The organism is Aeromicrobium sp. (assembly GCF_014378035.1).
Taxonomy (GTDB): domain Bacteria; phylum Actinomycetota; class Actinomycetes; order Propionibacteriales; family Nocardioidaceae; genus Aeromicrobium.
On record NZ_JACMOM010000289.1, the window covers coordinates 1 to 11,322 of the forward strand.

General features: G+C 68.0%; 11 protein-coding genes. 9 read left to right on the forward strand and 2 right to left on the reverse strand.

Annotation, left to right across the window (positions count from 1 at the left end):
* Positions 1 to 897, forward strand: an 897-nt coding sequence (locus H7290_RS14900; protein WP_290514805.1) for an aminotransferase class I/II-fold pyridoxal phosphate-dependent enzyme, incomplete at its 5' end; no start/stop codon positions are given.
* Between the two features lie 68 nt (positions 898 to 965).
* Here H7290_RS14900 and H7290_RS14905 read toward each other — a convergent pair.
* Positions 966 to 1,361, reverse strand: coding sequence for a DUF1801 domain-containing protein (locus tag H7290_RS14905; protein ID WP_290514806.1), 396 nt, complete (start codon positions 1,359 to 1,361; stop codon positions 966 to 968).
* Between the two features lie 181 nt (positions 1,362 to 1,542).
* On the opposite strand from H7290_RS14905, the gene dnaE reads away from it, so the two are divergent.
* Both dnaE and H7290_RS14915 read left to right on the forward strand, forming a co-directional pair.
* Positions 1,543 to 5,085, forward strand: coding sequence for a DNA polymerase III subunit alpha (gene dnaE, locus H7290_RS14910; RefSeq protein ID WP_290514807.1), 3,543 nt, complete (start codon positions 1,543 to 1,545; stop codon positions 5,083 to 5,085).
* Entirely contained in the window at positions 5,082 to 5,594 is a 513-nt protein-coding gene (locus tag H7290_RS14915; RefSeq protein ID WP_290514808.1) for a hypothetical protein, read from the forward strand. Before dnaE ends, H7290_RS14915 begins: the two co-directional genes overlap by 4 nt.
* Here the strand turns inward: H7290_RS14915 and ybaK are convergent.
* A complete protein-coding gene (gene ybaK / locus H7290_RS14920) occupies positions 5,591 to 6,082 on the reverse strand; it encodes a Cys-tRNA(Pro) deacylase (protein WP_290514809.1) in 492 nt (163 codons plus the stop codon). The two genes, H7290_RS14915 and ybaK, sit on opposite strands and share 4 nt — an antisense overlap.
* A 34-nt stretch (positions 6,083 to 6,116) precedes the next feature.
* Here ybaK and hisD point away from each other — a divergent pair, with 34 nt between their 5' ends.
* The 6 genes from hisD to H7290_RS14950 form a co-directional block, all read left to right on the forward strand.
* On the forward strand, positions 6,117 to 7,445 hold the full coding sequence (gene hisD / locus H7290_RS14925) for a histidinol dehydrogenase (RefSeq protein WP_366927643.1): 1,329 nt from the start codon (positions 6,117 to 6,119) through the stop codon (positions 7,443 to 7,445).
* Positions 7,442 to 8,539, forward strand: coding sequence for a histidinol-phosphate transaminase (locus H7290_RS14930; RefSeq protein ID WP_290514810.1), 1,098 nt, complete (start codon positions 7,442 to 7,444; stop codon positions 8,537 to 8,539). The genes hisD and H7290_RS14930 overlap by 4 nt, the downstream gene beginning before the upstream one ends.
* Positions 8,536 to 9,135 carry an imidazoleglycerol-phosphate dehydratase HisB gene (gene hisB / locus H7290_RS14935; protein WP_290514811.1) on the forward strand — a complete coding sequence of 200 codons (600 nt, stop codon included), beginning with the start codon at positions 8,536 to 8,538 and terminating at the stop codon, positions 9,133 to 9,135. Before H7290_RS14930 ends, hisB begins: the two co-directional genes overlap by 4 nt.
* Complete coding sequence (gene hisH / locus H7290_RS14940) at positions 9,132 to 9,770, forward strand: imidazole glycerol phosphate synthase subunit HisH (RefSeq protein WP_290514812.1); 639 nt, start codon at positions 9,132 to 9,134, stop codon at positions 9,768 to 9,770. The genes hisB and hisH overlap by 4 nt, the downstream gene beginning before the upstream one ends.
* Positions 9,771 to 9,896: 126 nt before the next feature.
* Positions 9,897 to 10,634 carry a bifunctional 1-(5-phosphoribosyl)-5-((5-phosphoribosylamino)methylideneamino)imidazole-4-carboxamide isomerase/phosphoribosylanthranilate isomerase PriA gene (priA, locus tag H7290_RS14945; protein WP_290514813.1) on the forward strand — a complete coding sequence of 246 codons (738 nt, stop codon included), beginning with the start codon at positions 9,897 to 9,899 and terminating at the stop codon, positions 10,632 to 10,634.
* A gap of 129 nt (positions 10,635 to 10,763) precedes the next feature.
* Positions 10,764 to 11,322 (forward strand): HisA/HisF-related TIM barrel protein (locus H7290_RS14950; RefSeq protein WP_290514814.1); only part of this gene is annotated, 559 nt, incomplete at its 3' end.

Below are 11,322 nucleotides of genomic sequence, written 5' to 3' on the forward strand. Positions count from 1 at the left end.
ATCTCGATTGCCCTGCAGGCGCTGCTCGACAACGGCGACGAGGTGCTCATCCCGGTGCCGGACTACCCGCTGTGGACGGCCGTCACCAACCTCGCCGGCGGCGTCCCCGTGCACTACGCCTGCGACGAGGACGGCGGCTGGGATCCTGACATCGCCGACCTCGAGTCCAAGATCACCGACCGCACCAAGGTCATCGTCGTCATCAACCCCAACAACCCGACCGGCGCCGTCTACGCCCGGGAGACGCTGACGGCGATCGCCGACCTGGCTCGCAAGCACGACCTGGTCCTGATGGCCGACGAGATCTACGACAAGATCCTGTACGACGACGCGGTGCACATCCCGCTGGCGAGCGTTGCCCCTGACGTGCTGACGTTGACGTTCAACGGGCTGTCCAAGGCCTACCGGGTCTGCGGGTACCGCGCCGGCTGGCTCGTCGTCACGGGACCGTTGGACCGCGCCCGTGACTACCTCGAGGGCATCACCCTCCTCGCCTCCATGCGGCTGTGTCCCAACGTGCCGGCGCAGAATGCCATCCAGGTCGCGCTCGGGGGTTTCCAGTCGATCAAGGAGCTGATCCTGCCGGGCGGTCGGCTGCTCGTGCAGCGCGACACCGCCGTGACCGAGCTGCGCAAGATCCCCGGCGTCAGCGTCGTGACGCCGCGCGGGGCGCTGTACGCGTTCCCGAAGCTCGACCCCGAGATCTACCCGATCAAGGACGACCAGCAGCTCGTGCTCGACCTGCTGCTGCAGGAGAAGATCCTCATCACACAGGGCACGGGGTTCAACTGGCCGCACACCGATCACCTGCGCATCGTCACGCTGCCGTGGGCGCGCGATCTCGCCGAGGCCATCCAGAGGCTCGGCAACTTCCTGAGCAGCTACCAGCAGGCCTGACGGCGTTCGGACGACTCGGGGCGGGGCAGGGCTCTCCGTCACGACGGTGACGGAAATGTCGGACGGGGTCAGCGACCGGTCTTCTTGCGCGCGGCGTACTCGGCAGCCTCGGCGACGCGGAAGGTCACGATCGCCGTGATGAGGTCGGTCGGCAGCGGCATGTCGAGCGGCAACCGGATCGCCGACTTGCTGGTCGGGTAGGGCTCCAGCTCGGTCGCGAATGCCGCGAACACCCCGGCAGTGGGGAAGAAGTTGAGCGAGGTGTGCTCGTCGTGTCCGGCGAACTGGACCACGACAACCCCCTCGTGCTTGTAGGCGGGGATGTTGTAGCTGATGGTCTCCTCGGCATCGGGTGCCGCCGCCCGGATGATCTGTCGCATCTCGGCGAGCCGCTCCTCGACGCCGTACAGGGCCGCATCGATGTAGTCATCGACGCTGGTGAACTTCTGAGGGTCGTCGGTCATCCGTCCAGTATGGCCTGAGCGATCTCGTCTCGATCAGGTCGTCCGGCGACACGTCACGGCGCCGGATCGGCTACCTCGTCCCGGCGGCGGGCACGATCGCGGCGCGGCGTCCATCACTGTCACCCCCCTCGACTAGGCTGGGGCTCTTCCCCCCAGATCGTGCCGAGGAGGCCATTTTTCGATGTCGAGCGACTCGTCATTCGTGCACCTGCACGTGCACACGGAGTACTCGATGCTCGATGGTGCGGCACTCCTCGACGGTCTCTTGGACCGGACGGCCGAGCTCGGAATGCCGGCGAACGCGATGACCGATCACGGCAACCTGCACGGGGCCTACGACTTCTACCGCAAGGCCAAGGCGCACGACGTCAAGCCGATCATCGGCATGGAGGCCTACCTCACGCCCAACATCCCACGCACGGAGAAGAAGGCCGTGCAGTGGAACAAGGGTGCCAAGGACGCAGACGTCGCGGGGCGCGGCGCCTACACGCACATGACGCTGCTGTCCGAGACGACCGAAGGCATGCACAACCTGTTCCGCATCGGCTCCTACGCGAGCCTCGAAGGGCAGTACCGCAAGCCGCGCGCCGACCGTGATCTGCTGCAGCGCTACGGCAAGGGGATCATCGCCACGACGGGCTGCCCGTCCGGCGAGATCCAGACGTGGCTGCGCATCGGCAACTACGAGAAGGCACGGGCGTCAGCCGCCGAGTTCCAGGACATCTTCGGCAAGGACAACTTCTTCCTCGAGCTCATGGACCACGGGCTGGCCATCGAGTCCCAGGTGCGTGACGGACTGCTGCGCCTCATGAAGGACCTCGACCTCCCGCCGATCGCGACCAACGACTCCCACTACACCGCACCCGAGGACGCCGAGGCGCACTCGGCACTGCTGTGCGTCCAGTCCGGCAGCACCATGACCGATCCCAACCGGTTCAAGTTCGACTCCAACGACTTCTACATCAAGTCGGCTAGAGAGATGCGCGACCTGTGGGAAGACCGCTTCGACCTCAAGGCGGCGTGTGACAACACGCTGCTGATCGCCGAGCGCTGCGACGTGGAGTTCACCGAGTCCAACGGTGGCTACATGGCTCGCTTCGACGTCCCCGAGGGAGAGACCGAGGACTCCTGGTTCACCAAGGAGGTCTGGAAGGGCATCGAGAGCCGTTATCCCGCCGGCATCACGCCCGAGGTGCGCGAACGCACCGACATGGAGCTTGACGTCGTCCGTACCAAGGGCTACTGCGGCTACTACCTCGTCGTTGCTGACTTCATCAACTGGGCCAAGGACAACGGCATCCGGGTCGGCCCGGGCCGCGGATCAGGCGCCGGCTCGATAGCGGCGTACGCCCTGCGCATCACCGATGTCTGCCCGTTGACCCACGGACTGATCTTCGAGCGGTTCCTCAACCCCGAGCGGCCGTCGATGCCCGACTTCGACATCGACTTCGACGAGCGTCGTCGCGCCGAGGTCATCCGTTACGTCAGCAACAAGTACGGCGAGGAGCGCGTCGCCATGATTGCGACGTTCGGCCGGCTCAAGTCCAAGGCCGCCATCAAGGACGCCGCGCGGGTCATGGACTACCCCTTCACGCACGGCGAGCGCATCACCAAGGCGCTGCCCGCCGACGTGATGGGCAAGGGCGTGACGCTCAAGGGTCTGTTCGACAAGAACGACAAGCGCTACGGCGACAGCGGCGACTTCCGCAAGCTGCACGACGAGGACGCCGACGTTCGCAAGATCTACCAGACGGCGCTCGGCCTCGAGGGCCAGATCCGCCAGTGGGGCGTTCACGCGGCCGGCGTCATCATGTCGAGCGATCCCCTCATCGACATCGTGCCGATCATGAAGCGCGAGCAAGATGGCGCCATCATCACGCAGTTCGACTACCCGATGTGCGAGGCGCTCGGGCTGGTCAAGATGGACTTCCTGGGCCTGCGCAACCTCACGGTGCTCGACGACACGCTCGAGAACATCAAGCGCAACCGCGACATCGACCTCGTGCTGGAAGACCTCACGTTCGACGATCCCGCGGCCTACGACCTGCTGGCCCGCGGCGACACGTTGGGCGTTTTCCAGCTCGATGGTGGTCCGATGCGTGCGTTGCTGCGCAGCATGAGGCCCGACAAGTTCGAGGACATCTCGGCACTGATAGCGCTCTACCGGCCGGGCCCCATGGGTGCCGACTCGCACAACAAGTACGCCCGGCGAAAGACGGGCCGCGAGCCGATCGACGCAATCCATCCCGAGCTCGAGGAGCCGCTGGCGACGGTGCTCGGCGAGACCTACGGCCTGATCGTCTATCAGGAGCAGGTCATGGAGATCGCGCAGGTGCTGGCGGGGTTCTCGCTCGGACAGGCCGACAACCTGCGGCGCGCGATGGGCAAGAAGAAGAAGTCCGAGCTCGACAAGCAGTACTCGGGTTTCCAAGGCGGCATGCTCGAGCGGGGTTACTCCCAACAGGCGATCACGACGCTGTGGGACATCCTCCTGCCGTTCTCGGACTACGCCTTCAACAAGGCGCACTCGGCGGCCTACGGCGTCATCTCCTACTGGACGGCCTACCTCAAGGCCAATTTCCCGGCCGAGTACATGGCCGCCCTGCTCACCAGCACCCGCGGCGACAAGGACAAGTCGGCGATCTACCTCAACGAGTGCCGGCGCATGGGCATCAAGGTGCTGCCCCCCGACGTCAACGAGTCGGTGTCCAACTTCGCCTCGGTCGGTGCTGACATCCGCTTCGGGCTGGGCGCGATCCGCAACATCGGCGAGAACGTCGTGGCGGGCATCGTCGAGGGCCGCACCCCGGGCGCGGCCGGCGGGAGCACCTACGCCGACTTCACCGACTTCCTCGACAAGGTCCCGACGTTGGTGTGCAACAAGCGTGTGCTCGACTCGCTGATCAAGGCAGGCGCATTCGACTCCCTCGGCCACCGTCGCCGCGCGCTGACGACCATCGCCGAGGACGCCGTCGACCAGTACATCGACCTCAAGCGACAGGCCGCGATCGGTCAGGACTCACTCTTCGGCGGCATGGACGACTCGTTCACCGGAGTCACGGTGGCGGTGCCGATGATGCCGGAGTGGGAGAAGACCCAGCTGCTCGCGTTCGAGCGCGACATGCTCGGCCTCTACGTCTCCGACCACCCGCTGCAGGGCCTCGAGCACGTCCTGCGTGCCAGCAGCGACTGCACCGTCGGCGAGCTGCTCACCGACGCCGAGCGGCCCGACGGCAGCACCGTGCGCATATGCGGGCTCATCACCGGGGTGCAGCGTCGCATGAGCAAGAAGGGTGACAGCTGGGCCTCGGTCACGATCGAGGACCTCGAGGGCGGCATCGAGGTCATGGTGTTCCCCGGCGCCTACCAGCTCGCCGTGCCGGTGCTGATGCCTGACACCGTGGTCGTGGTCAAGGGCCGCGTCCGCCGCAAGGACGATGGCATCGAGCTCAATGCGGTCGAGGTCACGATCCCCGCCATGGGCAGTGGCCGGCCCGAGACGCCGTTGGTCGTGAGCCTGCCCGTCGCACGCTGCACGAGCGACACGATTGGCACCTTCAAGCAGGTGCTGTCGGCGCACCCGGGCGTCTCCGAGGTGCACCTGCGTCTCATCGGCAAGGGCCCCATCAAGGTCATGCGGCTCGACGACAGCCTGCGGGTGTCGCAGTCGTCATCGCTGATCGCCGACCTCAAAGAGCTGCTGGGTCCGCATTGTCTGTCATGAGCTCGTTCTCCGTCCTGAGAAGGTCTGCGTCGGCCACCGCCGTCATGATCGCGCTCGGTGTGGCATCCGGGTTCGTGTGGCTCCTGCTGGCCAACCCTGCTGAGTGGGAGGTCAGGTCAACCGGCATCGTGCTCACCGAGGCTGCTGCCAAGGGTCAGTTCTCTGTGATCGTGACGTTCGTGCTGGTCGGCGCTGGGGTGTCGCTGGCCTGGGGCTCGGTCTCCGGCTGGCTGCTTCGCGACCTCGGCTGGCTCATCACGCCGCTGGTCGTTGTTGTGACACTTGCCGCGGCGGTGATCGCCTGGCGGGTCGGTGTCGGCCTCGGTCCGCCTGAGCCCGCCTCGGTCACGGGCCCCTCGATCGGTGACAAGCTACCCGCCACGCTGGCGGTCGACGGCATCACGCCGTTCTTGGTGTGGCCCATCTTCGGACTGCTGGGCGTGCTCTTGGCCAGCTGGCTGGGCCGCAAGGACGACGCCGGCGACGTGGACAAATTCGTCGCGAGCTAGCGAGCGAGCCGAGCGACGACAGCCCCGGTCAGCTGCACGAGGTCGTCGGGGTTCAGCTCGGCCTCGAGGCCACGACGCCCTCCCGACACGAAGATCGTCGGCCATCCGGCAGACGACTTGTCGATCGCGGTGCGGTGCTGCTTCTTCTGCCCCAGTGGCGAGATGCCGCCGATGACGTACCCGGTGGCCCGCTGGGCCTGGGCCGCGTCCGCCATCGATGCACGCTTGCCGCCGAGCGCGTCAGCGAGGGCCTTGAGGTCGAGCGACCCCAGGACCGGCACGACGCCGACGCACAGCTCGCCGTCGACCTCGGCCATCAGGGTCTTGAACACCCGTGCCGGCTCGACGCCGAGGGCATGGGCAGCTTCCATGCCGAACGACTCGGCACGCGGGTCGTGGACGTATGAGTGCGGGGTGAAGTGGATGTTCGCGCGGAGGAGCGCGGCAAAGGCCGGCGTCGCATCGTTCGGCTTCTGGTTGGCGGCCACGTCATCACCGTAGTCCGTCCGTAGACTTGTCGATGTGATGCGACGCCTCGACCTACGAAATCTTGCCCCGTCCGCCGCCGACCGTGGCCTGACCTATGCCGCCGCCGTGCCACGTGCCGAGGTCGATGTCGAGAAGGCGCTCGACACCGTCCGACCCATCTGCGAGGACGTCAAGGCGCGAGGTGTCGATGCGGTGCTCGAGGCGGGGGAGCGGTTCGACGGCGTACGCCCGGCGAGCCTGCGCGTGTCTGCCGGCGCGCTCGCGGACGCGCTCGGTGCGTTGGCCCCCGACATCCGAGCTGGCCTCGAGGAGTCGATCCGTCGCCTCCGCCTCACCTGTGTGGCCGAGCTCGAGCAGAGTGTCACCACCGTGGTCGCGGCGGGCGCCGTCGTCGAGCGGCGCATCGTCCCGATGCAGCGTGTGGGCCTGTATGTTCCCGGCGGCCTGGCGCCCCTGGTCAGCACCGTCATCATGAACGCTGTTCCCGCCCAGGTCGCAGGCGTGCCGGGCATCGCCCTGACGAGCCCGCCCCAGGCCGAGTTCGGCGGGCTCCCGCACCCCACGATCCTTGCCGCGTGCGCGCTGCTGGGCATCGACGAGGTCTATGCCGCTGGTGGCGCGCAGGCCATTGCGATGCTCGCGTACGGCGCCTCATCGACCGAGGGCGTGGTCTGCCGACCGGTCAACCTCATCACGGGCCCGGGCAACATCTACGTCGCGGCGGCCAAGCGCCACCTGCAGGGCACCGTGGCCATCGACTCCGAGGCCGGTCCCACCGAGATCGCGATCATCGCCGACAGCACGGCGGACGCCGCGTTCGTGGCCGCCGACCTGATCAGCCAGGCCGAGCACGACCCGATCGCCGCTGCGGTGCTGATCACCGACAGTGAGACGCTCGCCGAGGCGGTCGACGCCGAGCTCGACGTGCAGCTCGGCTCGACCAAGCACGTCGACCGCATCCGCACCGCTCTCTCGGGCTCACAGTCCGCCACGGTGCTCGTGCGCGACATCGAGCAGGCCATCGACGTGGCGAACGGCTACGGCGCCGAGCACCTCGAGGTCCAGACCGCCGACTCGGCAGGTGTCGCGGCACGCATCGTCAATGCCGGCGCCATCTTCGTCGGCCCCCACACACCGGTGTCGTTGGGCGACTACGCCGCCGGCTCCAACCACGTCCTCCCGACGGCCGGCTGTGCCTGCCACTCCTCGGGCCTGTCGGTGCGGGCGTTCTGCAGGAACATGCACGTCGTGACGTACGACGAGGCCGCCCTGCGGGAGGTCGGCGACCACGTCGTGACCCTCGCCGAGGCCGAGAACTTGCCGTCACACGGCACAGCGGTCTCGATCCGGACCCAGAGGTGAGCGCGCCCGACTGGGTGCCGATTCGCGACGAGCTCAGGCACGAGGAGCCCTACGGCGCGCCCCAGCTCGACGTCCCGGTGCAGCTCAACGTCAACGAGAACCCCTACGGCCCGAGCGCTGACGCGGCGGCCGACATCGCCGAGGCCGTGCGCGCCGCCGCGCTGACCCTCAACCGTTATCCCGACCGGGAGGCCACCGAGCTGCGCGTCGCGCTGGCCGGCTACCTCGGCTTCGGGCTGACGGCCGATGGGGTGTGGGCCGCGAACGGCTCCAACGAGATCATGCAGCAGGTGCTGCAGGCATTTGGCGGCCCGGGCCGGACGGCGCTGTCGTTCGCGCCGACCTACTCGATGTATCCCGAGTACGCCCGCAACACCCACACCCGCTGGGTCGCCGGACAGCGTCGAAAGAACTTCGGCATCGAGGTCGGCGAGGCGCTCGCACTGATCAGGGCCGAGCAGCCCGACGTCGTGATCCTGACCTCGCCCAACAACCCCACCGGCACGGCTCTCGGCCTCGACGTCGTTCGGGCGGTCCTGGAGGCGTCGCCGGGCATCGTCGTCGTCGACGAGGCCTACGCGGAGTTTCGCCGTAGCGGAACGCCGACTGCGCTCGAGCTGCTGGCGGAGTTCCCACGGCTGCTCGTCACCCGGACGATGAGCAAGGCGTTCGCTTTCGCGGGTGGACGCCTCGGCTACGTCGCCGCTGACCCCGCGATCATCGACGCCCTGCGCATCGTGCGTCTGCCTTACCACTTGTCGTCGGTCAGCCAGGCCGCCGCGACGGCCGCGCTCCGTCACGCCGACGAGCTGCTCGCCAATGTCGATCAGCTGCGCCGCACTCGCGACGACACGGCCAGGTGGCTGGTCGACCGCGGCTTCGACGTGGCGGAGTCCGATGCCAACTTCATCCTGTTCGGCAGCTTCCCCGACCGGCACGCCGTCTGGCAGGGTCTGCTCGAACGCGGTGTGCTGATACGGGAGACTGGTCCCGACGGATGGCTGCGGGTGTCGATCGGCACGCCTGCGGAGATGCAGGCATTCCACACGGCACTGACCGCAATCACGAACCACGAAGGGGCGACGGATCAATGACACGCACAGCGCGGATCGAACGCAAGACGTCCGAGTCGCACGTCGTCGTCGAGATCGACCTCGACGGCACCGGGGCCAACGACATCTCCACCGGGGTCGGCTTCTACGACCACATGCTGACGGCCTTCTCCCGCCACTCGCTGATCGACCTGACGGTGAGGGCTGAGGGCGACCTGCACATCGACGCCCACCACACCGTCGAGGACACCGCGATCTGCCTCGGCGAGGCGATCCGCGAGGCACTCGGCGACAAGATCGGCATCCGTCGCTACGGCGATGCTCTCGTGCCCCTCGACGAAGCCATTGCCCAAGCGGGCGTCGACGTCTCGGGGCGTCCCTACTTCGTGCACTCCGGTGAGCCCGATCGGCAGATCACCGCCATCATCGGCGGGCAGTACACCGGGGCGCTCACCGCGCACGTGTTCGAGTCCATCGCGCACCACGCCGGCATCACGCTGCACGTTCGCCTTCTCGACGGCCGCGACCCGCACCACATCGCCGAGGCGCAGTTCAAGGCTGTCGCCCGCGCTCTACGCGACGCCGTCGCGATCGACCCTCGCGAGACGGGTGTCCCCAGCACCAAGGGAGCCCTGTGACGCGTCCCCCCCGTGTTGCGGTGCTCGACTACGGCTCGGGCAACCTCCGGTCGGCGGTGCGTGCCGTCGAGCGCGCCGGAGCCCAGGCCGAGCTCACCAGCGATGCCGGAGTGGCCCTCGAGGCGGAGGGGCTCCTGGTCCCGGGAGTCGGGGCGTTCGAGGCTTGCATGAAGGGTCTGCTCGGCATTGGCGGCATGCGCATCATCGAGAAGCGGCTGATCGCTGGCCGGCCGGTGCTCGGTATCTGCGTCGGCATGCAGATCCTGTTCGGAGAGGGCATCGAGCACGGCGTGCGCACCGAGGGGTGCGCCGAGCTGCCCGGTGTCGTCGAGCGGCTGCACGCGCCGATCGTGCCGCACATGGGATGGAACACCGTCGAGGCCGGTGCTGGTTCACGCATGTTCGCCGGCATCGAGGACCAGCGCTTCTACTTCGTGCACTCCTACGGGGTGCGCGAGTGGGTCCTGAGCCAACCACCCGCGTTCCCCGACCCCGCCGTCACCTGGACGGAGTACGCGGGCGACAGGTTTGTGTCGGCGGTCGAGCACGGGCCGCTCTGGGCAACGCAGTTCCACCCCGAGAAGTCTGGCGACGCAGGGTCGGCCCTGCTGCAGAACTGGCTCGCGACGCTCTAGCCGTCGAGCGCGACGGTGTTGGCGGCGGCCCGCCGTCAGACCCGGAGAACCACGGCCAGCGTCTCGTTGGCAGCTCGACCATCATCGAGTCGAAGGTTGGCATCGTCGACAGATACGATCTCCTGCGTGACCCTCGAACTCCTCCCCGCCGTCGACGTCGCCGATGGGCAGGCCGTCCGGCTCGTCCAGGGCGAGCTCGGCAGCGAGACGTCCTACGGTTCCCCCCTCGATGCAGCGCTGCAGTGGCAGACCGACGGCGCCGAGTGGATCCACCTCGTCGACCTCGACGCGGCCTTCGGCAAGGGCTCCAACCGTGAGCTCCTCGCCGAGGTCGTGGGCCGCCTCGACGTCAAGGTCGAGCTGTCCGGTGGCATCCGCGACGACGCCTCGCTCGCGGCCGCGCTCGCCACGGGCTGCACCCGCGTCAACCTCGGCACCGCCGCGCTGGAAAACCCGGCCTGGTGCGCCAAGGTCGTGGGGGAGCACGGCGACCAGATAGCGGTGGGCCTTGACGTCCGCGGGACCACGTTGGCGGCTCGCGGCTGGACGCAGGAGGGCGGCGACCTCTTCGAGGTGCTGGCCCGTCTGGAGCGCGACGGCTGCGAGCGCTACGTCGTCACCGACGTCACCAAGGACGGCACCCTCACCGGGCCGAACCTCGAGCTGCTGCGGCGGGTCTGCGACGTCACCGCCAGGCCGGTCGTGGCATCCGGCGGAGTGTCGAGCCTGCAGGACCTCCGCGACATTGCCACTCTCACGAGCATCGGCGTCGAGGGGGCCATCGTGGGCAAGGCCCTGTATGCCGGCGCCTTCACGCTCCCGGAGGCACTCATTGCCGTGGCCGAGTCCGAGTCCCGGGCCTGACGACGGCAAACGGCGACGTCAGGTCGCTCAAATCCCAGAGGGGGAGAGCCACAAGGGTGAGCTGTCGAGTGGGACACAGAGGGTGACGTCATGGCGGGAAGGTGCCGTGACGGCGGATAGGCTCTGCGGGTGAGCCTTGCTGTCCGTGTCATCCCCTGCCTCGATGTCGACGACGGCCGGGTCGTGAAGGGCATCAACTTCGCCAACCTCATCGATGCGGGCGATCCCGTCGAGATGGCCAAGGTGTACGACGCCGAGGGAGCCGACGAGCTCACCTTCCTCGACATCACGGCGTCCTCGGACAGCCGCAGCACCACGTTCGACGTCGTTGGTCGCACCGCCGACCAGGTGTTCATCCCCCTGACCGTCGGCGGCGGTGTCCGTACGCCGGAGGACGTCGACCGGCTCCTGCGTGCTGGCGCCGACAAGGTCGGCATCAATACCGCAGCGATTGGCCGCCCCGAGGTGATCGGGGAGATCGCCCACCGTTTCGGCAACCAGGTCCTGGTCCTGAGCGTCGACGCGCGCCGCAGCAGCGCGCAGCCCTGCGGGTTCGAGGTCACGACCCATGGAGGGCGGACGTCGGCCGGGCTGGACGCCGTCGAGTGGGCCCGCACGGCCACCGAGATGGGCGCGGGGGAGATCCTCCTCAACTCGATGGACGCCGACGGCACAAGAGATGGCTTCG

Bases quoted from the DNA above. Each gene is read 5' to 3' on its own strand.
- H7290_RS14905 (WP_290514806.1), bottom strand. From the start codon at position 1,361: ATGACCGACGACCCTCAGAAGTTCACCAGCGTCGATGACTACATCGAT.
- dnaE (WP_290514807.1), top strand. From the start codon at position 1,543: ATGTCGAGCGACTCGTCATTCGTGCACCTGCACGTGCACACGGAGTAC.
- H7290_RS14915 (WP_290514808.1), top strand. From the start codon at position 5,082: ATGAGCTCGTTCTCCGTCCTGAGAAGGTCTGCGTCGGCCACCGCCGTC.
- hisB (WP_290514811.1), top strand. From the start codon at position 8,536: ATGACACGCACAGCGCGGATCGAACGCAAGACGTCCGAGTCGCACGTC.